Genomic DNA, 26,745 nt, shown 5'->3' with positions numbered 1-26,745 from the left:
TACCCATGCTGGGTCCATCTTTTTAGCGCCAGCGTATAACTCGAAGAGGAAATTATGGCTGATTCAATCACCGCTCCGAACCAAGGCAGTGCCATAGGCTACGTGAAACTGATCACCGGACAGGTTACCGCTGTTGACAGTAGCGGTATTGAACGGGTTCTGCAGCTTGGGGATACCGTTTATGCGGATGACGTGGTCGTTACCAGCAGTCATGCCGGTGTCGTGATTGAATTGCGTGATGGTACTAATCTCAGCATGGGCGGGGGTAGCGAAACGCTGTTGAATGATGAGGTGTATGATCCTGCGGTGGCGCAGGAGATTAGCGATCGTGCCACTACTATTGATGCCATTCAACAGGCGATTCTGGCCGGTGCTGACCCGACTCAGGTTCTGGATGCGACTGCTGCGGGAGCCGGAGAAGCTACCGGTGACGGGAATCAGGGGCAGGTGTCGGTTGAGCGGACCGGTGCTGAAACCACGCCGGAAAGTGGTTTTGAAACCAGCGGTTTGAACCAAGGTGGACAGGATTCACCAACAGATCAGGGCGCGGGTGTCGCCACTACCGGGAGTACAACCAGCGGGTCTCCGGTTGACACGGCACCGACCATTTCTGTTACGGCTGTTGATTTTACCGAAGGCGATGAGGTTGCGGCGGGTGATACGGCGGGCAACTATGTCACCTCTGATGCAGAAGGTGATGCCGTCACGGTGAGCTTCACCCCAGGCACCAATATCAATGGGCACTATGCATTGGTAGGTGGTCAGGTTGTTCTGACCCCGGCGGGGGTTAATCAGGTCAACGAGGGCGGAGCGCTCGATCCGATTGATCTGACCGTTACCCAGGACAGCGACCCGACTCTATTTGGCACGGGCAGTGACACGCCGGTGGTGACACCGGTCAATGACGCCCCGGACGCCGTGAACGATGCAGCCAGCGGCAACGAAGGCAGCACCATCACCGTCCTGACCGGCGGTGCCACCAGCGTCCTGGCCAACGACACCGATGCCGAAGGCAACCCGTTGACGGTGACCAGCTTTACCCAGCCGGCCAACGGCACGGTCACGGTCAACTCAGACGGTACCTTCAGCTACACCCATGACGGTAGCGAGACCACCAGCGACAGCTTCACCTACACCATCAGCGATGGCCAGGGTGGCACGGATACCGCCACGGTCAATCTGACCATCGTCGCGGTGAATGACGCGCCGGTTCCTTCGCCTTCTGCCGTAGTGTTGTCGGAAGAGGGGCTCTCCGGCGCCAATGCCGATTCCTCAGGCTCTACGGATACCACAGATCAGCGCATTGTCAGTGGCAATGTCACAATCACGGACGCAGACAGCAGCAACTTCACCGTGACCTTGAATGCGCCTGTTGACACGCTCAGTTCAAATGGTAAATCGATTGTCTGGGCGGGTGATGACACGTCCGTGCTGATCGGTACGGCGGATGGTAATGAGGTCATTCGTATAGTTATCGATAACCTGGGCGCTTATACCGTGACGCTGTCCGGCCCCCTGGATCATGCGTTGACGGGCGTCGAAGATGTATTGGACTTTGATGTCACCGTAAAGGTGACCGATGATCAAGGTGCAGCGGGCACTACTACGTTGAACGTCACCGTGGAAGATGATAGCCCGATCTTTGATGGTCCCACTACCGATACCGCGGTGCCGGTGTCTGTCGGCGAGACCGCAACGGGTGATCTGGGCGTGAACCTGGGAGCCGATGATGGCTCTTTGGCACGGATTGATATTTCCGGCGTCTCGGTGGATGGCGACGGATATATTACCGCGACGCATGTAGGTGAAAATGGTACCCCAGTGACTACCTATCTCACCTATCAAGGCATGAAGCTGAGTTATCAGGATGGGGCAACACCGGGCTCACTGGTGGCGGTGGCGACAGATGACACCGAGGTGTTCAGTGTTGTCCCGGATGTGGCTACGGGCCAATACGAAGTGACCATGTTGGCTACCCTGGATTTGACAAGTTATACCGCCACCACGTTTGGCTCTCTGACGGCCGGTAACACGCCGAATGTCTATCTCTGGAGTGATAGCAATAATATTTTCTCGGTTGAAGTCGAAGGTACAGCTTCCGGCTTAGCTTCAACCGTGAATACCAATAATGGTTACTTTGGAGTGGCCAATAACTGGATTAATGATGATGAGCAGCTGTCGCTGACGTTCGACAATACGATGACCGCTATTTCATTTAACGTGGATGGACTATCCAGCGGTGAAACAGTCATCTGGCGGGCATTTGACAGCGATGGGACTGAAATAGGGTCCGGAACGCTAGACGGTGCCGGAGCCGGTAATACCGACATTCCGTTAAATATCAGTTCGAGTGACTTAACGGGTGGTGAGTTCAGCAGGCTTGAATTTGAAGCTGCTGCCGGTAGCAGTTACCGAATCGGCCCAAGCAGCATTACCGGTGAAACAGCCTTAATTGAGCAGACAATTCAATTGGGCGTGACCGGCATTGATGTCGATGGTGATCCGACGGCCACAACGCAGACGTTTGATATCCTGTTGAGTACGACCGGATTACCCCTTGGGCAGGATGAGCTGGTCACCACCGCTGAAGATGTACCTTATACATTCTCACTGGCCAACTTCCAGATGCATGACCAAGAGGATGGCGATCCCGCCGATCCGACTGACGTAAGGATTGATAGCTTACCGGCGCAGGGTGAATTGACTCTGGACGGTGTCGCGGTATCCATTGGGCAAGTGATCAGTGCCGCGGATATTTCCAGTGGCTTCCTTTTGTTTACGCCAGACGCGGATGGCAATGGCAGCAACTATGCGCAGTATGATTTTAGCGTGCGTGACAGCTCCGGATTGTATGATCCGGTGCCCAACACGGTAACGGTTTCTGTTACACCGGTGAATGATGCACCGCAAGTCGGGTCTGCTACTATCCACCTCTCCGAAGAGGGTTTGACCGGAGGTGTTGCCGACACACTGGGTACCACCGATACAACCGATGACACGGTGTTCAGCGGGCAACTCGCTATAGACGATGTGGATGGGGATGTACTCAGTGTTACCCTAACCGCACCGGTCGCAACGCTTTATTCAAATGGCGTGGCGCTCAGTTGGGCGGGGGATGGCAGTGCTGCCAATCCGCTGATCGGCACAGCGAATGGGAGTGAAGTCTTGCGGGCAACGGTTGATTCAGCCGGAAACTATACCGTCACCCTTTCGGGGCCGCTTGATCATTCTGGCACAGGTGTCGAGGATACGTTGACTATCGGTATTGGCGTGCAGGTTAGCGATGGCAATCTGACCAGTAATAATACGCTGACTGTGGTGGTAGAAGATGATTCCCCCATGGTCTGTGACGCCATCACTAATATTCCGGTTGGTGTGGACAGTATCACTATCCAGAATCTGGCCGTTGGCTGGGTCGATCCTGTTTTCCTTAACGGCACCAATCAGGTCACCCAAACCGACAATGACGGCGATCCGTTGATTGATCAGATTACCTGGGGTACCCCGGGTTCAGGTAGTGGCCAATCCGGTTACACCTTGGTGGATAATGTCGATTTCACCAGTTCGACGGGGTCGGCAATACAGGCAGGAAACAGTTTCAAAATTGCCGAATTTTCCCATTTGAACTGGCCTATTTACAGCAACTCATCGATTTTACAGCAAGTCACGCTAACGCTGAGCATGGATGTAGTGATCAACGGTTATGTGTCGCCGGTTCAGTTCGATGTACTGGTCGATCATAATGAGACGGACAATGGTGGTGCAGATCCTCGCGACATCATCACCTTACCGTCACAGGCGGTGACCGTCACTATCGGTGGGCAGGAGTACGAGGTCAGTCTTGACGGTTTCCGGGATAGTAACGGTGATATTGTCTCGACTATCTATACCGATGAAAACAGCACCAATCCGTTTGAAATTATGGGTAGCATTGTTTCTACCGACCCATTGCCTACCGCGAGCGGAAATGTTTGTGACCAGGTGGGTGCGGATGGTTCGGTAGCCGGCGTGGTATGGGGTGATACCACCAGCGATTACGGTACCCTGACGGTTAACTCGGACGGCAGCTATACCTTTGTGGTGGATCGGGATGTCAAGGATACCCTGCTGGAGGGGCAGACCCTTAATGAAACATTCGACTACACCATTACCGATCAAGATGGCGATTCATCGGCAGGAACCTTGACTATCAATATCGGCGGTTACAACAGCGTTGATGGTACCGATGCAAACGATATTCTGGTGGGTACCAATCTGGATGATTATATAGATGGAAATGCAGGTGCTGATGCGATCTCAGCGGGTGCCGGCGATGATGTTCTGGTCTATGACTCGGCAGACACTCTTATTGATGGTGGAGTCGGTACAGATACACTGCTCATCCCGGATAACGACAGTCTGGATTTCAGCGCCGTCTCGAGCGGTACGCTGCAAAATATTGAACAGATTGACCTGACTTCCGGGAGTCATACTCTGTCGAATCTGGACGTTGCGGATGTGCTGGACATAAATGGCGGTAATAACTTGCTTGAGATACTGGGTGGGGATACGGACAGCGTCAGCCTGAGCTCGGATTGGCAGGCCACCGGAAATATCGTCACCCAGGATGGGCATATGTTTGCCGAGTATAAGGATGCAGGGGATACCGTAACCCTGTTAATCGAGGATCATGTCAACGTCATCATCTGAGGGGGATAAGTGAGACGGATCCCCCGTCCTTGATCACCATCATTAGGTAAATGCCCCCTCCATCAAGCCGATGTGAGGGGGTGCTTTAATTGTGAATTTGATTTTTTTACCGATTTTATCCGGCGAAGTAACAGCAAAGTAACAAATTCTTGTTAACCAACTACTCCATCCTGTGTTTTATTTTTCTGGTACCTGATAGAATTCTGACAGTTTTTTATGGCATAGGTCATGGTCTTGGAATCTACTATGAATAAGAAGAGCGTCAATCTCGTGCTGATGGCATCACTGTGGGGCCTTGTCTCTGCACAAGTCTCTGCCACTACCCTGGACGAAGCCATCCAGCAGGCATTGAGTGGCAATCCCAATGTTCGTGTTGAGACCAATGAACTGCTTTCGCGCATGGAAGATGTTGAGCAAGCCAAAGCGGGATATCTGCCAAATATCGATATTACCGCGGGAATCGGCTATGAACGGAGTGACAACAGTTCTACCCGATCCGCTGGATATAACCACCGCGATTTGACGCGAAAAGAGGCAGCCATCAATCTTCAACAGATGCTGTTCGATGGTTACGCAACGGATAGTGAAGTGGCGCGCCATAATGCCCGCCAGGCGTCTGCCGGTTATCGAGTGGCTGGGGTCAGTCAGAATACGGCACTGGAAACCGTCAATGCCTATCTCACTGTTCTGCAACAACAGAAGTTGTTGCAATTGTCCGGGGAAAACCTCGAGGCGCACAAGCGGATCTATGAGCAAGTCAAGCTAAGAAGCGAAGCTGGTATCGGTCGCAGTTCCGATCTCGAGCAGGTACGTGGCCGTCGTGCTTCTGCCGATGCAAGCCGATTGGCGGATTTGGCTAATCTTAGGGATGCGGAATCGGCCTACCTGTCACTGGTCGGTGATCTGCCGCGGGATCTACAACCGGTCCCTTCATTGAAATCCAGACTGCCAGATAGTCTTGATGCGGCGATACAGGCTGCCCTGGCAGAGCATCCCACCCTACTATCGGCCCAAGCTGATGTTCAATCGGCCGTCGCTCAGAAATCGGCAGCTGAAAACAGCTTTTATCCCCACTTTGACCTTGAAGTTGGCAGTACCTGGGGGGAGGATCAGGATGGTGTCGCCGGCGTCGATAAGGATCTGACGGCAATGGTCAGGATGCGTTACAACCTGTTTTCCGGTGGTAAAGATAAGGCTCGTCAAAGGCAGACCGCCCATCTGATCAATGAAGCCAAAGAGGTCCGTAACCGGACTTATCGTCAAGTAGTCGAGAGTCTGCGGCTCTCCTGGACTGCTTATGAGGCGACCCAGGCACAACTGGTTTCATTGAAGCAGCACCTGGTTTCCAGCCAGAAAACCCGTGAGGCCTATGCCAAACAGTTCAATATCGGGAAACGAACCTTGATCGATCTGCTCAATACGGAGAATGAGGTTTTTGAAGCAAAGCGCGCTTATGAGACTGCTTTGTCGGATAATCGCTATGCTGAATATCGTATCCTGGTTGGTATGGGGCGGCTTCTTAGCGAACTCGGTGTGTCGGTTCCAAAGGGCCCGGGGAGTGGCGACGATAATCTCAAGCCTTATGCCGAGCTGGCACCTAAATCTGCGTTGGCGAGTGAATTTATGGTCGACCGCCGCGATGATGGATCGGACGCAGGACAGGATGCAGGACGCAAAAATAATTAAAAGATATATCTCTTGGGCTGTTGCGTTGACCGACTGAGCATCGGTTGTCGACAATGCCTGAGATTATGATTTTCAGTCATGTTACAGATTGGACGGGCCAGAGGCCTGGCATGACCGGAACCGCAACATGACAGCCGATGGATGATCGGATTCTCTATCTAAATTCCCAAATGCAGCCGAGAAGGATGCTCTCCATACGAAAGACTTAACAGGTCCGTCGCCAGTGTTGCCTACTGCCGTGGCGGTTGCGTAGTTGGTTTTTCTGTCCTGAATGAGAAAAAGTAGCTGATCTCATTGCTATGGGCGCATTTCATTGATCCTGTTCATTTAGCTGACCGATAGGCTCGACTAGACTCAGTATAACGGTTTGGCATCGCATCGGTTTTGCTGAATAATGCGCAGCTGAATGGTTGGGAGGCGGCTGAATGGGTGGCATAGGGCTTATTTCCCGTCGCTAGAAATTTCCCACGATGGCCCCATATTAGGCGCGACAAGAATAATAAATACACTGTTTAGGCACTGAATCTGCCCGGGTTCAGTATGGCTTTGTTAGAAATTCCATAAGGACTTCAGATGGTTAGCATCACAACCAACCTTCCTGAAAACGATGCGCTTGATGAGCGGGATATCCGTGTCTGGTTGGCCGGGCTGGCAGTCAAACGTAGTGCCGAAGAGATGGAAAAGCTGCATGAGGCGTGTGATCTAGCCTTCGAAATCCACCGTGAAGGGGTTGAGGTGACGGGTGAGACGACCTTGCGCCATGCCCTGGCCGTGGCCGAGATCCTGGCCGAGATGGATCTTGACTGGGAAACACTGGCGGCGGCTATCTTGCATGATGTGTTACCGGGCGATCAGGTCAATTTAGCCCGGTTGGAAAAGCAGTTCGGCAAAAGCGTTGCGCGCATGGTTAACGATATGGCGCGAATCGGGTTTGTTTCCCGGGATAGAGCGGCCAGCCAACACGATACAGAGATTGAACACACCGAGAATTTGCGGCGCATGCTGTTGAGCATTGCTGACGATATTCGCGTGGTATTGATCGTGTTGGCGGAGCGGCTGCACATCATGCGAATCCTGAAATCGCTGCCCGAAACGATGCGGATCAAAGAGGCGCGCGAAACCCAGCAGATTTATGCCCCGCTTGCCAACCGACTGGGTATCTGGCAGATCAAGTGGGAGTTAGAGGATCTCTGTCTGCGCTATCTTGAGCCGGACACCTATATGGACATCGCTAAAAAGCTGGATGGCCGGCGTGCAGATAGGGAAGATTATATCGATGATGTGATCGATATCCTGCAGGAAAAATTTGCCGAATTACACATAAACGCCGAGATTACCGGCCGTCCCAAGCATATTTACAGTATCTGGAAAAAGATGAAGCGTAAGGCCGTCCCCTTTGAGCAGATTTTTGATCTGAGGGCGGTGCGGGTATTGGTGGACTCGGTGGCCGACTGTTACGCCGCTATTGGTGTGGTGCACGGGCTGTGGCGACATATTCCGGGTGAGTTTGATGACTACATCGCTACCCCCAAGGCCAATATGTACCGCTCCATCCACACAGCCGTAATCGGCCCGGAAGACAAGACTCTGGAGATTCAGATCCGCACCCACGATATGCATGAGCATGCCGAGCTCGGTGTGGCGGCCCACTGGCGCTATAAAGAGGGTGGCAGCAAGGGAGATGCCGAGTTTGAACGGCGTATCTCTTTGATGCGTAACTGGATTGAGGTCAAGGATGATCCGGCTGGTTCGGATGATTTTGTCGATAATCTCAAGAGTGAGTTCGAATCGCGCCAGGTCTATGTGTTGACCCCGCAGGGCAAGGTGGTGGAATTACCGAAAGGGGCGACGGCGGTGGATTTTGCCTATGCCATTCACTCCGATGTCGGGCATCGCTGTCGTGGTGCCAAGATTGATGGGAAAATCCGGCCGCTTACACGCCCACTTGAGAGTGGACAACTGGTAGAGATACTAACGGTTAAAGAAGGTGGACCGAGTCGGGACTGGCTCAGCCCCCATCTCGGATATATCAAAACCAGCCGTGCGCGCAATCGGGTGCGGCAGTGGTTCAAGCAGCAAGATTATGAGCAGCATTTGCATGCGGGGAAAATCAGTCTGGAACGTGAGATCAGCCGTTTGAGCGTGCCCAAACCGGATTTGACGATCGCCGCCAGACGATTCAACTTCAAGAAGACCGATGACCTGCTGGCCGCCATAGGACGGGGTGAGGTGTCGCCTATCCAGGTGGCTGGAATGGGTGGGGTGCATGCCGTTCCAGTACAAAAAACGGCACCGGTTGAACCGTTAACCCAGCGTAAACCGGGCCGACCGAAGAAAAGCGGTCGAGGTGAAGTGGTTGTTGAGGGCGTGGATGATCTCATGACCCATATTGCACGCTGCTGCAAGCCGGTGCCGAATGACGAGATAGTGGGTTTCATCACCCGAGGTCGGGGGGTTACGGTTCACCGCAGTGATTGCAGCATGGTCAGGCATCTGGATGCGGATGAGCGTGACCGCCTGATTGATGTGGCCTGGGCCGGAGAGGGTGTCACCGGTTCTTATCAGGTGGATATCAAGATTACCGCCACAGATCGGAAGGGATTGCTGCGTGACATCTCGGCCATTCTGACCAATGAAGAGGTGGATGTGGTAGGGGTGAATACGCAGTCAAATCGGAAGATGGATCGGGCCAATATGCGTTTTACCGTTGAAATCAACAATATGCGGCAGCTTAGTCGCCTGCTGGAAAAGATCGCCCAACTGCCCGATGTGTTAACGGTCCAACGCGACGTGTGACGGTCCGCGTGCCGGATCTCACCGTTCCCGCGTCCGTAACAGAATGATAAATTGCCTGTTTCCCCCGCTGCAAGGTAAACTACGGCTTGATTTTGTTAATAGAAAACAGATTCTCTCTGGCGCATTCGGCAAAACGGTCCGATTTCTCTCACTAGGTTCAGTCCGCAAATGGGTGTGCGGTTATTTCAGGGAGCTGAATTCTCATTTCCTGCGTAGCCTTTTGGCTGGGCATGGTTTTTTTATTGTTTGAAATTATTGGAGTTTTTGATGGCGATCGAGCGTACATTCTCAATTGTTAAACCGGATGCGGTAGCGAAGAACATCATTGGAAAAATCTATAGCCGTTTTGAAGATGCGGGTCTCAGAATTGTTGCCTCAAAAATGCTGCAGTTGACACGTGAGCAGGCGGGAGAATTCTATGCGGTTCACAAAGAGCGCCCCTTCTACAATGACTTGATCGATTTCATGACCTCCGGCCCGGTTATGGTTCAGGTGCTGGAAGGTGAAAATGCCATCGCCAAGAACCGTGAGGTGATGGGGGCGACCAATCCTCAAGAGGCAGCGCCCGGCACCATTCGCGCCGATTTTGCCGAAACTGTGGATGAAAACGCCGTACATGGTTCGGATGCACCGGAGACTGCGGCGGTTGAAATCGCCTTCTTCTTTCCCGAAGGTGTCTGCGAAAGGCAGCGTTGAGGTTGAACTTGACCTATCTGCATTACCTTCGCCTACTGGCTAATTGCCTTTTTGTTCCCGCTTCGGGGAGCCGGGTCGGCCATACTTCAAGATTGTGTGAAGAGGTGGGGTAATGCAGTGCACGGAACAGAAAATCAATCTGCTGGATTTTGACCGCCGGGGCATGGAGTCCTTCTTTGAGGGGCTGGGTGCAAAGGCCTTCAATGGTCGAAACGTATTAAAGTGGATTCATAAGCATGGCGTCACCGACTTTGATGCCATGACTGATTTGTCCAAACCGTTACGCGGGCAACTTAAGGCCATCGCGGAAGTGAGGGTACCAGAGATCGTATTCGAGCAGCCGGCGTTGGACGGCACCCACAAGTGGGTACTGGAGCTCGATTGCAATAACCGAATTGAATCGGTTTTTATACCCGAACCCAATCGCAGCACGCTCTGTATCTCATCCCAGGTGGGTTGTGCGCTGGACTGCAGCTTTTGCTCCACCGCGCAGCAGGGCTTTAATCGGAACCTGACCGCGGCGGAGATCATTGGCCAGGTGTGGGTCGCGGAGCGGGAGCTGGGCAAGTCGCTCACTAATGTGGTGCTGATGGGTATGGGCGAGCCATTGGCCAATTTTGATCCGGTGGTGACGGCGACCAACATCATGCAGGATGATCTGGCTTACATGCTGTCAAAATATCGGGTCACTATCAGTACCTCCGGTATCGTGCCAGCCTTAAAGCAGCTCAAGGCGCTGTCCGAAGTGAGTTTGGCAGTGTCGCTGCATGCACCGACCAATGAGCTGCGGGATCAGTTGGTACCGATCAATCGAAAATATCCGCTGGAAGAGTTGATCCCCGCTTGCCGGGATTACCTTAGGGGCGATAAGCGACGCAAAGTCACCTGGGAATACGTCATGCTGGACGGCGTTAACGACAGCGACAAACAGGCCAAGCAGTTGATCAGGTTGCTTGAAGGGACACCGTCAAAGGTCAATCTGATCCCGTTCAATCCTTTCCCGGGAACCGGTTATCGCTGTTCGCCGCCGGAACGCATTGACGCCTTCCGGCAACGATTGGTCAAAGCCGGTATCGTTACCACCACTCGCAAGACCCGTGGTGAGGACATCGATGCCGCCTGCGGACAGTTGGTCGGACGGGTAAAGGATCAGAGTCGACGAGAACTGAAGCATTCAGGAGGGGTTGTACGTTGAAAATCAGTCAGGTCTCTGTACTGGGGTTATTCGCACTGCTTTTTCTCTCTGGTTGTCAGCAGGGTACAGTCCGACCGGATGGTACTTCGCCGGATATGACCGATAATACCGGTCAATTTGGAAAGGACCGTCGCACCGGTGCCGGCGATGTCTACGTCAAGCTGGCAATCGCCTACATGCGGGAAGGCCATCTTGACGTGGCCTTGAAAAAAGCCAAGCAGGCGCTGTCTGTGGAGCCGGCGAATGCCGAGGGTCATAACGTTATCGCGTTGCTGTATGAACGTTTGGGCGAGCAAGACCTGGCGGAAAATCACTTCCTGCAAAGTATAAAGATCGAGAGCAGGAACTCTTACGTCTTAAATGCCTACGCCTCTTTTCTTTGCCATCAACAGCGCTATGAAGAGGCCGATAAATATTTCCTCAGAGCGTTAGAAAATCCGCTCTATAAGACGCCAGAGGTGGCGTTGACCAATGCCGGCATCTGTGCGGCGCGGGATACCAACCCGCAAAAGGCCGAGGAGTATCTGCGTCGGGCGCTCACCATCAATCCAAAATTCCCCTCGGCACTGATTCAGATGGCCCAAATCAGTTTTCAACAAGGGGAAAACCTCTCTTCTAGAGCCTATCTTCAGCGCTATCTGGAACTCGCCAAACCGACCGCGGCGTCGCTCTGGCTGGGCATTCAGAACGAACGTATCCTGGGCGATCAAAACGCCGTTTCCAGTTATGCGCTGATGTTGAAAAACAACTTCCCTGACTCCAGGGAGGTGCTGCTTTTGAGGGATAGCAAACAATAATGAGTGCTGCCGATCAGAATGAAGAGGCGCTTGAGACAGTTGTAGAGGGCCCCGGAAAACAGCTACGAGACATCCGTCTGGCAAAGGAGATGGATATTCATCGGGTGGCCAATCTGCTGCACCTGAATACCGGGCTGTTGGAAGCATTGGAGGCGGATGACTACAGCAAATTGCCCGGAACCGTGTTTGTTCAGGGCTATTTGCGCAATTATGCCCGGTTACTGGATATACCCGTTGATCCTATTTTAGAAGCGTTTCAGCAGTATCGGCCAAAGAATGATGAAGGAACTGACCTCAAGGCGGCGCAGATAAGGCGCGAGGTGCGCAGCAGTCATACGGTCATTCGCTTGATCACATGGCTTATCGTCATTGGTCTTATCGCGCTGGTGGTCACATGGTGGCGTGGATATCTGCAGTGGCCGGTCAACCTGGGTCTGGATTCGGGTGTGCCGATGTCGCAGTCGGAAAGCCAAAGCGCCTTGCCGAGGGTGGAGGGTGGACCCGACAATTCGCCTGACACCGCCAGTCAGCCTGCACCGCTTGATAAACCGGAGATCCTGGATGCCCCAGCCACCGTTGAGTCTGAAGCAGCTGCAGAACCGCCTGTAACGGAGGCTTCTGCCCCGGCAGAATCGACCGAACAGGAGACTGTTGTCGAACAACCGACGGCGCCGGAACCGGAGGTGGCGCCAGTGCCGATGACGGATGATGCTGACCCCACCGGCAGTGATGTAACGGATAGTGTGTCGGACGTGGCACCCGCGAATGAGTCGGCGGCCGGCGAAGCGAGTCAGGTGGCAGCGGAGACAGCCATTCAGGTGAGCTTCTCCGATGTTTGCTGGACCGATATCAGCGATGCATCCGGCAACTATCGGTTGATCGGAAATAAGGCGGCGGGTGATCGCATTGTTCTGGCCGGTGAAGCGCCGTATAAAATGGTGTTCGGTAACGCTTCCGCCGTAACCGTTCTAGTGAATGGTGTCCCTTATGATCTGACACCCCATATCCGTGGCAATGTCGCCAAGTTCACCCTTAAGCCAGAGTGATTGGAGTTGGAACCGCACTGCCTGGGCGCAGGCGGGTGCGACGAACCGCGACCATCACGCCAAGTTGATATAAGCAAGAGTAGTGAATAAAGAGTAATGGCAAAAAACATTCAAGCTATTCGTGGTATGCACGATATCCTGCCGGACCAGTCACCCCTTTGGCATTTTCTGGAGCAGCAAATCAGTAGCGTTCTCGACAGCTACGGCTATCGGGAGTTGCGTACGCCTGTCGTAGAGATGACCGATCTGTTCAAACGCTCAATCGGTGAGGTGACGGACATTGTGGAGAAGGAGATGTATACCTTCGAGGATCGCAATGGAGACAGCTTGACCCTGCGCCCTGAATGTACCGCCAGTTGTGTCCGGGCCGGGATAGAGAACGGCCTGTTTCACAACCAGGTGCAGCGCATCTGGTACTACGGCCCTATGTTTCGTCATGAACGTCCCCAGAAGGGACGTTACCGCCAGTTCTATCAAATTGGAGCAGAGGCCTATGGCTTGGCCGGTCCCGATATCGATATCGAGATGATCCTGCTGACCAACCGGTTTTGGGAGTGCCTCGGTCTGGATGGCCTGGAGTTGCAGATCAACACCCTGGGCACCCCTGAGGAGCGTTCGGTTTATCGTGAGCAACTGGTTGCTTATCTGACTGAACATCAAGCGCAGTTGGATGAAGACAGCCTGCGCCGCCTCGGTAGCAACCCGCTACGCATTCTCGACTCTAAGAATCCGGCTATGTGCGAATTGATCGCCGGTGCCCCGTCGCTAATGGATTATCTGGGCGATGAGTCACGCGCCCATTTTGATTCGCTTTGTGCAGGACTCGACGCAGCGTCGGTTCCGTATGTGGTCAATACCCGTTTGGTGCGTGGCCTCGATTACTACGCACGTACCGTGTTTGAGTGGGTGACGGATCGACTCGGTGCTCAAGGAACCGTGTGTGCCGGTGGCCGTTACGATGGATTGGTTGAACAGTTGGGTGGCAAGCCGACGCCGGCGGTAGGGTTTGCTATGGGTGTCGAGCGCCTGATTGTGTTATTGGAAGAGCGGAAGATCCCCCTGGATCTGCAGGTTCTGGATGCCTATTTGGTTCTGGTGGGTGATAAATCGCAGCAGCAGGGTGTGTTGTTGGCGGATCGTTTGCGCCGGGAAGTTCCCGGGTTGCGGTTGATGACCCATTGCGGCGGTGGCAGCTTCAAGAGCCAGTTCAAGAAGGCGGACCGCAGTGGCGCTCGTGTTGCTTTGGTGCTGGGTGAGGATGAGTTGGCGCAGGGTGTTATCGGGGTCAAGTTCTTACGCGAAGAGCGAGAGCAGAAGCAGGTGGCGTTGGATGAGCTGGCGGCTTATCTGAAACAGAGAGTCTGATTATCCAGAAACCCTGGGGTTTCTGTCAGTGAATGGTTTAGCCGCCAGCCGGCGGAGAGAGAGGACAAGATGGTCGATGTAAATCTGACGGAAGAAGAGCAGGTCGAAGCGCTTAAAAAGTGGTGGAAAGAGAATGGCAAATCGGTCGTTGCCGGTATTGTGATGGGCCTGGGCGGCGTGTTCGGTTGGCAATATTGGACTCAGCATCAGCGTGAGGTGGCGGAACAGGCTTCACTACAATTTGAGCGATTGAGCGAAAGCGTGGTGTCGGGGTCTGAGTCTGCCGAGGTCCAGGCTAAAGCACTGATGAGCGGGTATAAGGGCAGCGCTTATGCGGTGTTTGCCGCCCTGGAGCTGGCCAAGGTCAAGTTTCAACAGGGCGACATGGATGGCGCAAAAAGCCAACTGCAGTGGGTGCTTTCGAATGCCGACGACCCGTCTCTAAAGCAGATAGCCCGCTTGCGATTGGGCCGTCTGTTGCTGGATCAAGGTTCAGTCGATGAAGCGGCCAGCCTGATTGCCCAGGCTCCGGATGATAATTTCAAGGGGGATATCGCCGAGTTGAAGGGCGATATCGCTTTGAAAAAAGGCGACCGGGTGGCGGCACGTCAGGCGTATGGGGAGGCGCTGGAGTACAAGGTGAGCAATAGCGCGCTGGTACAGATGAAATTTGATGATCTGGCTGCGGCTGAATAGTTGCGAGGATTACCCATGATGCGCTCCCTTCCCATTGTCCTGCTGGCGCTTGCCCTGAGTGGCTGTGGCTCCATGAAATCCATGAACCCGGTGGACTGGTTTGCCGATGAGGACAATTCGGAACCGCCGGCTGAACTGGTCGAAATGCAGGAATCGGTTCCCACCCGTCTGCTTTGGTCTTCTTCCATCAGCGATGGCTCGGATGAGCAACGGGTCAAGCTGGTACCCGTTGTTGAAGGCGGCAAGGTCTATGCCGCCAGCCGCAGTGGAGAGGTGCGTGCGCTGGATGCCTCCACAGGACGTGTGCTCTGGTCGATAGAAACCGAGTTGGAGATATCGGGAGGACCGGGAGCCGGAGAGGGTTTGGTGCTGTTTGGTACCAGTAACGGTGAGGTGGTCGCGCTGGATCAAGCTGGCGGCACCGAAAAGTGGCGCGCCCGCGTCAGCAGTGAAGTGCTTTCAGTGCCGAAGGCAGGACGGGGTGTGGTGGTTGTGCATACCATCGATGGAAAACTGTTCGGTCTGGATGCCACGTCGGGGGATCAGAAATGGATCTATGACCGCTCTATTCCCGTCCTGACCCTGCACGGCAGTAGCTCGCCGGTGATTACCGGGGGGCGCGTGATCTGTGGTTTTGCCAGCGGCAAACTGGTGATGCTCAATTTGCAGAATGGCGATCTGCTGTGGGAGTTGACGGTCTCTGCCCCCAGTGGCCGTTCAGAGTTGGAGCGGATGGTGGATATCGATGGTGATCCGCTGATTATCGGCGATGTAGTTTACGCGGTGACCTACCAGGGGGAGATGGCGGCCGTGTCGCTGGATACGGGTATTGTGCTTTGGCGTCGTAAACTCTCCTCCTATGCCGGCATGGGAGCCGACTATTCACAGATTTACGTTTCGGACGCCACGGATCACGTGGTGTCGGTGGATCCGGGTAACGGATCGGCTATTTGGAAGAATAAAAAACTTCAGTACCGTAAGTTGACCGCACCCGTGGTGCTGGGTTCGCATATCCTGGTAGGCGATTTTGAAGGCTACCTGCATTTCCTGTCACGCGAGGATGGTCGCCTGGAAGGGCGGATGCGAGTGGCTAAATCGGCTATTTCCACGCCGCCCCTGGTCATCGACGGTACTGTCTATGTTTATGCCGATGGCGGTGAAATGGCCGCTCTCACTACTTCTGACCTCTAAGAACTGAGCGTACAAGTGCCAAACATGCTGCCCGTAATCGCCCTGGTGGGCCGACCCAATGTGGGCAAATCCACCTTGTTTAACCGGTTGACGCGAACGCGAGACGCCTTGGTGGCGGATCAGCCCGGGTTGACCCGTGACCGCCAGTACGGTGTCGGCAAGCTGGGTGACCGGCCCTATGTGGTGGTGGATACCGGCGGCCTGAGCGGCGAGGAAGGAGGGGTGGACCAGCTGATGGAGCAGCAGGTGCAGGCGGCCATTGCCGAGGCTGACCATATCCTCTTCCTGCTGGATGCCCGTGTCGGCTGCACGCCGGCCGATACTATTATCGCGGGACAGCTCAGGCGTACCGGTAAGCCGATCAGTGCCGTCGTGAATAAGAGCGAAAGCCTGGACGGAGATATGGCGGGTGCCGATTTCTTCGCCTTGGGACTGGGCGAGCCGTTACCGATCTCTGCCGCCCATGGTCGCGGTGTCCGTTCTCTGATCAACGATTTACTCGATCGTTTTCCGCTGCCGGATGAGCCGGCCGCCGAGACTGACCGAGGTACCCTGATCGCCGTGGTCGGTCGCCCCAATGTGGGGAAGTCGACCCTGGTAAACCGGATGCTGGGGGAGGAGCGTGTTGTCGCTTTTGATCAGCCCGGCACCACCCGTGACAGTGTTTTTATCAGCTACACCCATGATGAAAAACCCTACACCCTGATCGATACGGCGGGCGTTCGGCGCCGGGCCAGGGTGAATGAGGTGATAGAGAAATTCAGCGTCATTAAGACGCTGCAGGCGATTGAGCAAGCGAACGTGGTCATGTTGGTGCTGGATGCCCAGCAAGGTGTCGGTGAGCAGGATGCGACCCTGGCCGGACATATTCTGGAGAGTGGCCGGGCCCTGGTGGTGGTGATCAACAAATGGGATGGCTTGCCAGCGGATCAACGTGACCGGGTCAAGGCCGATATCGAACGGAAACTGCCGTTCCTGGATTTTGCCGCCAAACGGTTTATCTCAGCGTTGCATGGTTCGGGCGTGGGCAAGCTCTACCAGGCCCTGGATTCGGCCTACGCCAACGCTACCCGCAAACTTTCCACTCCGGAGCTGACACGGATACTGGAGTGGACGGTTCAGGAGCATCAGCCACCCATGGTGCACGGCCGGCGGATCAAATTACGCTATGCGCATCAGGGTGGACAGAATCCACCGATTATCGTCATCCACGGCAATCAGACCGATGCGGTGCCGACCACCTATAAACGGTATTTGATCAACCGTTTTCGGGAGGTTTTGAAGCTGACCGGCACGCCCATTCGCATTGAGTTTAAGTCTGGCGAGAACCCGTTTAAGGATCGCAAAAACAAACTGACCCCGCGTCAGGTGCAGAAACGCCAACGCCTCAAATCCTTTAGCAAGAAAAAGTAGCCGCGAACCATTTCGCGGCAACCAGTTGATCAAATGTAGGGGCAGGCCCCCGTGCCTGTCCGGATCGCGGTCACCGCGAGGGACGGGGTAGCCGCGGTGGATTGTCTTCTAGGGCTTCATCGCTGTTACAGGACGCCGGACAGCTCCACGCCGCCGTCTTCATCATCATCCACTTCCGAATGATCGATGCGATTCAGCCGCAGAAAACTGATCAAGGTGAGTACCCCCATCAGGGCGATGGAGAGCGCCATCGAGCGGGGTGATCCGTCGTGATAATGTCCCACCAACACACCGACGCCTGTCGCGACCGACATCTGGATGAAGCCGAGCAGCGCTGAAGAGGTGCCGGCCATGTGCGGGAAGGGCGCCAGCGCGCCGGCCATGGATTGCGGCATAACGATGCCGACACCGATCATGTAGATCATCTGCGGCAACACAATGGCCGCGACATGGTGTACTTCGGCCAGGGCAAAGATCAGCATGCTGATACCCCCCAGCGCGGCGATGACCGAGCCGTAGGCCAGCAGGCGGTTGATGCCGACACGGCGTACCAAGCGCCCCCCGATCAACGTACCGATCATAAAGCCACTGACCACCAGGGCGAAAAAGAGGCCGAACTGCTCTTCTTTAAAGCCGAGAAAATCGATGATGACAAACGATGAACCGGACAGGAATGAAAACAGTCCGGCAAATACGAAACTGCAGGTCAAGGTGTACCAGCGCCAGGTGGGGTGTTTGACCAGGATGCCGTAATTCTTCAGCAAATGACCGACGGACATAATGTGGTGGCTGCCCGGCGGAGCGGTTTCTGGTATGCGCAATCCCAGCAGGACCACGCCGATGACGCCGTAGACGGCGAGAAACAGGAAGATGGATTGCCAACCAAACCAGACCGTCATGTAGCCGCCGATAATTGGCGCGGCGGCGGGGGCGACTGCCATGGCGGTACCGATATAGGAGAGCAGTCTGGCAGACTCCTTGGGGCCGTGGATATCCCGAACCATGGCACGGCCCAATACCGGACCGGCGCTGCCGCCGATCGCCTGCAGCAGGCGCAGGGAAGAGAGCGTGGCAATCGATTCGGCAAATACAATAGCCAAACTACTCAGCAGGAACAGCAGCAGGCCCGCCATCAATACCGGTTTTCTGCCGAACCGGTCGGATAGGGGGCCGTAGATCAATTGGGCCAGGGCGAAGCCGATAAGAAAAATGCTCAGGGTATGCTGGACCTGATTGATATCGGCATCGAAGCTCTGCATCAACACCGGGAAGGCGGGTAGATACATGTCGGTCGAGAGTGGACCGATCGCCACTAGGGAAGCGATGATAGCTGTGGCAAGGAGTGATTTAGGTGAGATCATGTAACATTCTTATCCTGTTTTACATCCTGGCGCAATAGTTTCATATGAAACGAATAAGCGCATTTTTGCTGTGGAATAGCTGCCATATTATTTAATTCGCCAGCTATTTTTAATCTAAATGGTTGCGTGGGAAACAATAATTACTGATCGGTGACCGGGTTGTCGACGGTGGAAATAAACGTGCCGACGGCGAGGCGGGTCTCCAGTTGATCGCCGGGTTGCACCTGGTTGGCGTTATGCAGCAGCTCACGTGAGGGTAGCAGGCGGGTGATCGAGTAGCCCCGCTGCAGCGTGGCCAGGGGGCTCAGCGCGTCGAGTTTGCCGCCGGCCGATCCCAAACGTTGTCGTTGCAGGCTGAGGTGGGTATTGATGGCTTGGGTCAGCCTGTATGCCAGATGACTGAACTGTTCCCGTTGCCGGTTGATTCGGTGAGTCGGGATGCCGCCACCTAGTCGGCTTTCCAGCAGACGGATCTTTCCCCTGGCCTGCTCTAGCTTGATGCGGGTGATACGCTGCAGCTGCACTCCCAGTTCATCCAGGTACTGTTGTCGCTGTTGCAGGCGAATGCCTGGATGGACCCGTTCAAGCCGGTCGGAGATGTTCTGTAAGTTCTGCCTGCCACCGCTAAAATGGCGTTGTGTGGCCAGGGTGATGCGACGTTGCAGGGATGTGATGCGATCAAGCATCTCCTGCTTGTCCGGGGTGGCCAGTTCGGCGGCTACCGAGGGTGTGGGAGCGCGTCGGTCGGCGACAAAATCGGCGATGGTGAAATCCACTTCATGCCCCACAGCGGAGATCAGGGGGATAGAGAGTTGGTGGATGGTGCGGGCCACCTCCTCGTCGTTAAAGGCCATTAGGTCTTCCAGCGAACCGCCTCCCCGGGTCAGTATCAACAGATCGCACTCGTGCCGCTGCTCTGCCAGACGCAGGGCGTTGAGGATAGAGCGCGGTGCCTCTTCTCCCTGTACGGTAACCGGATAGATCAGTACCGGCACGGCGGGAAGGCGTCGCTGCAACACGCTCAGCACATCCCGTATGGCGGCGCCGCTGGGTGAAGTGATGAGGCCGATCCGCTTCGGCAGCAACGGCAAGGGCTTTTTAAGCGCCGTATCAAACAGCCCCTCTTGCTGTAACTTTAGTTTCAACGTGTCGAAGGCTTGCTGCAGGTCGCCGGCGCCGGCCGGTTCCATGTGCTCCGCCACCAGCTGAAATTCGCCGCGTCCCTCGTAGAGGCCGACCCGGGCGCGGATGAGCACCTTGAGGCCGTTCTCTGGCTGAAAACGCAGTAATTGCCGTTTCATCCTGAACATGGCGCAACGTACCTGGGCCTGGGGGTCCTTGAGGGTGAAGTAGATGTGGCCTGAGGCAGGGCGGGCCAGGTTGGAGATCTCCCCCTCTACCCAGAGCAGCGGAAAACTGCCTTCCAGCACCGCCCGCACCTCGCTATTGAGGCGGGATACGCTGTAGATGTCCCGTTGGAAGTTTGCTTCTGATTGGCTGGAGGGCATAAAAGGTAGCTAAGTCGGGTCGATATTATCCATAAATAAATGCTAATTTGAGTTTACCTGGATTCATCAAGATTTTATAATACTCTGTTTACCGAAAAACCTTTCACTTGGGAACCGATTATGCGCCTCGTTCAGGAAGCCCTTACCTTTGATGACGTTTTGCTCCTGCCGGCCCACTCCACTGTACTGCCCAAGGATGTGGACCTGAGCACCCAGTTCACCCGCGAAATTCGACTCAATATTCCCCTGGTTTCCGCCGCCATGGACACGGTGACCGAGGCCCGCTTGGCTATCTCCATGGCACTGGAAGGTGGCATCGGCATCATGCACAAGAACATGACCGCCGAGCAGCAGGCCGCAGAAGTACGCACCGTCAAACGCTATGAGAGCGGTGTGATTATTGATCCTATCACTGTTGGGCCCGACATGACGGTCGGCGAGCTGGTCAAGATTACCCAGGCCAACAAGATTTCCGGTGTACCGGTGGTCGAGGGTGAAAACCTGGTCGGCATTATCACCAACCGTGATGTCCGTTTTGAAACCCGTATGAACGAGCCGGTTTCCGCCATCATGACCCCCAAAGAGCGCCTGATCACCGTACCCGAGGGGGCGGATCGGGATGAAGTCATGACCAAGTTACGAGCCAACCGAATTGAAAAAATCCTGGTGGTCAACGACGCCTTCCAGCTGCGCGGTATGATCACCGTGAAGGATATCCAAAAGGCGAAGGATTATCCTTTTGCCTGCCGGGACGACCAGGAACGGTTACGAGTCGGTGCGGCGGTCGGCGTCGGTGAAGGTACCGAAGAAAGGGTGGATGCCCTGGTGCGGGCCGGTGTCGACGTAATTGTGGTGGATACTGCCCATGGTCACTCGCAGGGCGTATTGAACCGGGTCGCCTGGGTCAAGAAGCATTATCCCCAGGTGCAGGTGATCGGTGGCAACATCGCTACCGGAGCCGCGGCGCGTGCCTTGGCGGAAGCCGGTGCCGATGCGGTTAAAGTAGGTATTGGTCCCGGGTCTATCTGTACCACCCGCATCGTTGCCGGAGTCGGTGTACCCCAGATCACCGCCGTGGCCAATGTGGCCGAGGCGCTGGAGGGAACCGGTATTCCGGTCATCGCCGATGGCGGTTTGCGCTATTCGGGTGATATCGCCAAGGTATTGGCGGCCGGGGCTTATTCTGTCATGGTCGGTGGACTGTTAGCCGGTACCGAAGAGGCGCCGGGTGAAGTCGAGATCTTCCAGGGCCGCTCCTATAAGGCGTACCGTGGTATGGGTAGCCTGGGCGCGATGCAGGCGCGTAACGGCTCCAGCGACCGGTACTTCCAGGAAGATACCAAGGATGCCGATAAGTTGGTGCCGGAAGGCATTGAAGGTCGTGTCCCCTACAAGGGGCCGCTGATCAACGTGATTACCCAACTTACCGGCGGTATTCGTGCCAGCATGGGTTACACCGGCTGTGCCACGATCGAAGAGATGCGTACCAAACCGGAGTTTGTCCGGGTGACCAATGCCGGTATGCGCGAATCCCATGTACACGATGTCGCCATTACCAAGGAAGCGCCCAATTACCGCCAGAGCTGATTGCCGCGCAAAATACTGTTGGAGGCCGCAGTCCGGTGGTGAAGCCTCGCCACCTTTCTGCGGTTCTTTCATTTAAGCATGATTGGAATAGAGATTATGACTAATCAGGATATCCACGCTCATCGCATTCTCATTCTCGACTTCGGGTCCCAGTACACACAGCTGATCGCCCGTCGGGTGCGCGAGGCCGGCGTCTATTGCGAGATCTGGCCCTATGACAACTGCGAAGATGCCATCAAGGAGCAGAATCCGGCCGGTATCATCCTCTCGGGTGGCCCGGAGTCGGTGACCGCCGAGGATACGCCGCGTGCCCCGGCCCTGGTCTTTGAACTGGGTGTGCCGGTGCTGGGTATCTGCTACGGCATGCAGACCATGGCGGCGCAGCTGGGTGGTAAAGTGGCTGGTTCCGATGCGCATGAATACGGTTATGCCCAGGTGCGTGCTCGCGGGCACTCCAGGTTGTTGCGGGATATCGAAGACCACACCACGGAAGAGGGTTACGGACTATTAGATGTCTGGATGAGCCACGGTGACCGGGTGGAGGCGTTGCCCGAGGGCTTTGTCGTCATCGCCGAAACCGACAATGCCCCGTTGGCCGGTATGGCCGACGAGGTGCGGGGCTTCTACGGTATCCAGTTCCACCCGGAAGTGACCCACACCCGCCAGGGTGGGCGTATCCTGGAGCGCTTCCTGTTTGAGATCTGCGGTTGTGAAGCACTGTGGAATCCGGCCAGTATTATTCAGGACAGCATCGAGCAGGTGCGTGAAACGGTCGGCAGCGAAGGCAAGGTGTTGTTGGGGCTATCCGGTGGCGTCGACTCCTCGGTGGTCGCCGCCATGTTGCACAAGGCGATCGGCGACCGCCTCACCTGTATCTTTGTCGATAACGGCCTGTTGCGGCTGCATGAGGGCGATCAAGTGATGGCCACCTTTGCCCAGCATATGGGCGTGAAGGTGATCCGAGTGGATGCCGAAACCCGTTTTCTGGATGCCCTGGCTGGTGAAAGTGATCCGGAGAAGAAACGCAAAATCATCGGTAACCTGTTTATCGATATCTTCGAAGAAGAGGCGGCCAAGATCGAAGGGGTTGAGTACCTGGCGCAGGGGACTATTTACCCGGATGTGATCGAATCGGCCGGCGCCAAATCGGGTAAGGCCCATGTCATCAAATCGCACCATAACGTGGGTGGTTTGCCCGACTACATGAAGCTGAAGCTGGTGGAACCACTGCGTGAACTGTTCAAGGATGAGGTGCGCAAGATCGGCGTCGAGCTCGGTCTGCCCTCCGAGATGGTCTACCGTCATCCGTTCCCGGGTCCCGGCCTGGGTGTGCGTATCCTCGGCGAGGTGAAGAAACCCTACGCTGACCTGCTGCGCCAGGCGGACCACATCTTTATCCAGGAGTTGCGCAATCACGACCTCTACGACCAGGTGAGCCAGGCTTTTGCCGTGTTCCTGCCGGTGAAATCGGTCGGCGTGGTGGGTGATGCCCGCCGCTACGAATACGTGGTGTCGCTACGCGCGGTGGAGACGGTGGACTTCATGACCGCCCGCTTTGCTCATCTTCCGTTCGAGTTCCTAGAGCTGGTGTCGCGGCGCATTATCAATGAAGTCACCGGTATCTCGCGGGTGGCCTACGATATCTCCAGCAAGCCCCCCGCTACCATTGAGTGGGAGTAGCGCAGATCTGGCACTGGCTGGCACCTGCAGGCAACAAGACACAGTAAGCGAACATATTCAGTAACTTGCCTGCATTTCTGCCTGGCAACATCTGGCACTGGCAGGCATTGGCAAGCAGTTAGTACCATTTTCCAATGGTATAGATCATGGTATCGCCACACTCACAATCAGCGTGACGCACCTATACCATGCCATACATGCCGCGTCCGTCATGGTATTAGTGACCAAGTACAAGTCACACTGGATCAGGCGCCTGAAGGACCATGAACTTATCCGCATCACTTTCCTCCTTCTCTGGACGGCATAGTTGTTTGTTCTCAGATTTCTAGCTTTCATGATCAAAGGCTTGTAAAGTGTACCAAATATGGTACACTTTTTCGTATGGATGCCGATATGCCTCTTGAAGTGTTTTTTTACCGAACGGAATCGGGAAATGAACCGGTTCGCGCGTGGTTGCAGGGGCTGAGCAAACAGGACAAAAGGATAATCGGTGGCGAGATTAAAACCGTTCAATATGGCTGGCCTATCGGGATGCCAGTGGTTCGAAAAATGGAGCCCGGACTATGGGAAGTTAGATGTCGGCTTGATCAGCGTGTTGCTCGAATTCTGTTTACGGTAAAGGGTGAAAAGATGATTTTGCTGCATGGCTTCATCAAGAAATCCCAGAAGACACCTCAAGCCGATTTGCAATTGGCTAGAGATCGCAAAGCCAACCTGGAGAAGTGACATGAGCAAACACATTGGCAGTAACTTCGATGATTTTCTGGAAGAGGAAGGTGTGCTTGCGGAAGCGGAAGCTATCGCAGTTAAACGTGTGCTTGCCTTTCAACTCGAGGAATTGATGAAGGCGCAGAAACTCAACAAGACCCAACTGGCCAGGCGGATGAATACCAGCCGTTCCGCATTGGAACGGTTGCTGGATCCCGATAATCCTTCGGTGACGCTGCTGACCCTGGAACGCGCGGCCAGAGCGCTAGGCAAGAACATCAGGATTGAAATCGCTGCTTAGAACGTGTGGTTTAGCCATCTGGGAAGTGACGCATAGCTGACGAATGACGTACGGGAGGCGGCGATGTATATTTCGGAACTAAAAGTCGAGAACTTCCGCCTGTTTGGAGAGGGCGAGAATGCCGCGCTGCTCAGATTGCGGCCGGGACTAACAGCAATCGTTGGTGAAAACGACTCCGGGAAGACTGTGATTGTTGACGCGCTGCGGCTCGCGCTCGGTACCCGTGATCAGGAATATTTTCGCATCGATGATGATGACTTCCACTGATCCACTGATGGCAGGCAGAGCAAAGAGATTCGCATACGCTGCCGTTTCGCTGGGCTTACACGTTCTGACACCGGTGCATTTGCCGAATATCTGACATATGAAGAGCAGGAAGGCAGACGCATACCTGTTATCTACCTGAACTGGAAAGCGCTTGCCACCGAAAGGCGCGCAAGACACCGCCGATATGTCTCTGTTGAAGTCCGCTCCGGTATGGACGATGACGGGCCGGTTTTCGACCCGGAGAGTCGAACCTGCTTTGCGCAACTTATCTTCGTCCTCTGCGTGACGCAGAGCGTGCGCTGTCTGCCGGACGTGGATCAAGACTTTCACAAATTCTCCAGTACACGGACGATATCGTAACGACCGGTTTGCCATACGATCATGCCGTTGGTCCGCCGGCTGACCCAGCAACGCTTAGTATCCTGGGCATTGGGGACTTTGCCAACGCACTCCTTAAAGGTCACGTAGGTCTCACGGGCGCACGCGATCGACTGAATGAGGATTATCTAAAGAACCTGTCCTTTGCCGGATCCGATCTCAGTGGAGCTATCGGTGTTGCGACCGGTGATGAGGCGTCGAGATTGCGGCAACTCCTGGAAAAACTTGAACTTCAGCTTCAAGAGGCTGGAGCAGATCATTTGCCACGCAACAGAGGGCTCGGCTCAAACAATCTTCTGTTCATGGCTTGCGAACTGCTTCTGCTCGGTTCTGAAGAGGATGGCTTCCCGTTCCTGCTGATTGAGGAACCCGAAGCACATCTTCATCCGCAGCGGCAGCTTCGACTTATGCGATTTCTACAGGACAAGGCGCAGCCAGTCGGTGGTGGTCACGACATTCAGATACTGGTCACAACCCATAGCCCCAATCTTGCATCCGCAATCGACCTCGACAATCTTCTCCTGCTTCAGGGAGGTAAAGCGTTTTCCCTCGCATCAGGAGAGACAAACCTGAGTCCCTCCGACTACCGGTTCCTGCAGCGCTTCCTCGATGTAACGAAGGCCAATCTATTTTTCGCACGCGGTGTCATCATTGTTGAAGGAGATGCTGAAAATATTCTTGTACCTACGATTGCCGGGTTGATTGACCGTGATCTGACCAAGAGCGGGGTTTCCATTGTCAATGTTGGAGGTACCGGTTTTCGTAGATATGCCCGGATATTCCAGAGAAAGAATCCTGCGGAGGATGGCGAGATCGACATTCCGGTGGCGTGTATCGCTGATACGGATGTGATGCCCGACTGTGCTCCCGAGATTATTGGCAAGGTTAAAGCAGGCGAAGACTGGCCTGAAGGGCGTCGTTGGAAGGTCGAGTCTGACTTTGAAGAAGGGGGGGTGGGCCAGCACAAGCAGGCGATCCGTGCTCGCGCAAGCGGCCAGGTGTCGAAACATTCGTTTCGGATCACTGGACACTTGAATACGACCTCGCGCGTGCCGGATTGGGCCGCGAACTGTTTTTGGCCATTGCTCTCGCGAAGAAGGACGACGACATCGCCTCAGAGACAGTAAAGTCTATTGGTGTTACGCGCCAGGCACTAAAAGACTGGAAGACGTTCGCCGATGAGGCCATGTCAGATGACGAGAGGGCGGCAAGGGTGTATGCGCCCCTCGCCAAGGGTTCAGTCTCGAAGTCTGTTACGGCCCAGTATCTTGCAAGAATTCTAGCTCGTACTGGTCATAGTCACATGCGCACACAAGCGCAATGGAAGGCTGTTCTTCCAGATTATATCGTCCATGCGATAGAGCATGTAACGGTTGATCAATCGG

19 protein-coding genes are annotated in these 26,745 nt (G+C 54.9%); 17 read left to right on the top strand and 2 right to left on the bottom strand.

The features are described 5' to 3' along the window. The first annotated feature begins 54 nt into the window (after positions 1–54). The 11 genes from ACQY5R_RS11190 (at position 55) to der (ending at position 17,570) form a co-directional block, all read left to right on the top strand. The gene (locus ACQY5R_RS11190; RefSeq protein WP_428608276.1) at positions 55–4,689 is read left to right on the top strand and encodes a retention module-containing protein; all 4,635 of its coding nucleotides are present in this window, start codon (positions 55–57) and stop codon (positions 4,687–4,689) included. 246 nt (positions 4,690–4,935) lie between these two features. Next, a complete protein-coding gene (locus ACQY5R_RS11185) occupies positions 4,936–6,375 on the top strand; it encodes a TolC family outer membrane protein (RefSeq protein ID WP_428608274.1) in 1,440 nt (479 codons plus the stop codon). A gap of 573 nt (positions 6,376–6,948) precedes the next feature. Continuing rightward, positions 6,949–9,171: a GTP diphosphokinase gene (gene relA / locus ACQY5R_RS11180; protein WP_428608272.1), complete on the top strand. Its 2,223-nt coding sequence runs from the start codon at positions 6,949–6,951 to the stop codon at positions 9,169–9,171. A gap of 267 nt (positions 9,172–9,438) precedes the next feature. Continuing rightward, complete coding sequence (gene ndk, locus ACQY5R_RS11175; RefSeq protein ID WP_428608269.1) at positions 9,439–9,867, top strand: nucleoside-diphosphate kinase; 429 nt, start codon at positions 9,439–9,441, stop codon at positions 9,865–9,867. A gap of 112 nt (positions 9,868–9,979) precedes the next feature. After that, a complete protein-coding gene (rlmN, locus tag ACQY5R_RS11170) occupies positions 9,980–11,062 on the top strand; it encodes a 23S rRNA (adenine(2503)-C(2))-methyltransferase RlmN (RefSeq protein WP_428608267.1) in 1,083 nt (360 codons plus the stop codon). Then, positions 11,059–11,859, top strand: a complete 801-nt coding sequence (pilW, locus tag ACQY5R_RS11165; RefSeq protein ID WP_428608265.1) for a type IV pilus biogenesis/stability protein PilW — start codon at positions 11,059–11,061, stop codon at positions 11,857–11,859. The genes rlmN and pilW overlap by 4 nt, the downstream gene beginning before the upstream one ends. Further along, on the top strand, positions 11,859–12,905 hold the full coding sequence (locus ACQY5R_RS11160) for a RodZ domain-containing protein (protein WP_428608262.1): 1,047 nt from the start codon (positions 11,859–11,861) through the stop codon (positions 12,903–12,905). Before pilW ends, ACQY5R_RS11160 begins: the two co-directional genes overlap by 1 nt. Positions 12,906–13,001: 96 nt before the next feature. Beyond that, positions 13,002–14,270: a histidine--tRNA ligase gene (gene hisS / locus ACQY5R_RS11155; protein ID WP_428608259.1), complete on the top strand. Its 1,269-nt coding sequence runs from the start codon at positions 13,002–13,004 to the stop codon at positions 14,268–14,270. Between the two features lie 69 nt (positions 14,271–14,339). Continuing rightward, on the top strand, positions 14,340–14,966 hold the full coding sequence (locus ACQY5R_RS11150) for a YfgM family protein (protein ID WP_428608256.1): 627 nt from the start codon (positions 14,340–14,342) through the stop codon (positions 14,964–14,966). 15 nt (positions 14,967–14,981) lie between these two features. Then, positions 14,982–16,157, top strand: a complete 1,176-nt coding sequence (bamB, locus tag ACQY5R_RS11145; protein WP_428608254.1) for an outer membrane protein assembly factor BamB — start codon at positions 14,982–14,984, stop codon at positions 16,155–16,157. Positions 16,158–16,181: 24 nt separating this feature from the next. After that, on the top strand, positions 16,182–17,570 hold the full coding sequence (gene der, locus ACQY5R_RS11140; protein WP_428608252.1) for a ribosome biogenesis GTPase Der: 1,389 nt from the start codon (positions 16,182–16,184) through the stop codon (positions 17,568–17,570). Positions 17,571–17,695: 125 nt separating this feature from the next. Here the strand turns inward: der and ACQY5R_RS11135 are convergent, their stop codons facing one another. Further along, positions 17,696–18,931 (bottom strand): Bcr/CflA family multidrug efflux MFS transporter, encoded by a 1,236-nt coding sequence (locus ACQY5R_RS11135; protein ID WP_428608249.1) that lies wholly within the window; start codon positions 18,929–18,931, stop codon positions 17,696–17,698. A 140-nt stretch (positions 18,932–19,071) separates the two neighbouring features. After that, on the bottom strand, positions 19,072–20,439 hold the full coding sequence (xseA, locus tag ACQY5R_RS11130) for an exodeoxyribonuclease VII large subunit (RefSeq protein WP_428608246.1): 1,368 nt from the start codon (positions 20,437–20,439) through the stop codon (positions 19,072–19,074). A gap of 120 nt (positions 20,440–20,559) precedes the next feature. Here xseA and guaB point away from each other — a divergent pair, with 120 nt between their 5' ends. From guaB to ACQY5R_RS11100, 6 genes are all read left to right on the top strand, one after another. After that, positions 20,560–22,026 carry an IMP dehydrogenase gene (gene guaB, locus ACQY5R_RS11125; protein WP_428608244.1) on the top strand — a complete coding sequence of 489 codons (1,467 nt, stop codon included), beginning with the start codon at positions 20,560–20,562 and terminating at the stop codon, positions 22,024–22,026. Between the two features lie 96 nt (positions 22,027–22,122). After that, on the top strand, positions 22,123–23,706 hold the full coding sequence (gene guaA / locus ACQY5R_RS11120) for a glutamine-hydrolyzing GMP synthase (RefSeq protein ID WP_428608241.1): 1,584 nt from the start codon (positions 22,123–22,125) through the stop codon (positions 23,704–23,706). A 393-nt stretch (positions 23,707–24,099) separates the two neighbouring features. After that, complete coding sequence (locus ACQY5R_RS11115) at positions 24,100–24,432, top strand: type II toxin-antitoxin system RelE/ParE family toxin (protein WP_428608239.1); 333 nt, start codon at positions 24,100–24,102, stop codon at positions 24,430–24,432. A gap of 1 nt (position 24,433) precedes the next feature. Next, positions 24,434–24,715 (top strand): helix-turn-helix domain-containing protein, encoded by a 282-nt coding sequence (locus ACQY5R_RS11110; protein ID WP_428608237.1) that lies wholly within the window; start codon positions 24,434–24,436, stop codon positions 24,713–24,715. 63 nt (positions 24,716–24,778) lie between these two features. Next, positions 24,779–24,982 (top strand): AAA family ATPase, encoded by a 204-nt coding sequence (locus ACQY5R_RS11105; RefSeq protein ID WP_428608234.1) that lies wholly within the window; start codon positions 24,779–24,781, stop codon positions 24,980–24,982. A gap of 368 nt (positions 24,983–25,350) precedes the next feature. Then, a complete protein-coding gene (locus ACQY5R_RS11100) occupies positions 25,351–26,487 on the top strand; it encodes an ATP-dependent nuclease (protein WP_428608232.1) in 1,137 nt (378 codons plus the stop codon). Positions 26,488–26,745 lie beyond the last annotated feature (258 nt).

The organism is Sedimenticola sp., assembly GCF_050289425.1.
Classification (GTDB): domain Bacteria; phylum Pseudomonadota; class Gammaproteobacteria; order Chromatiales; family Chromatiaceae; genus Sedimenticola.
The sequence above is the reverse complement of the archived record's forward strand: the minus strand, read 5'-3'. Positions and strand labels throughout refer to the sequence as shown.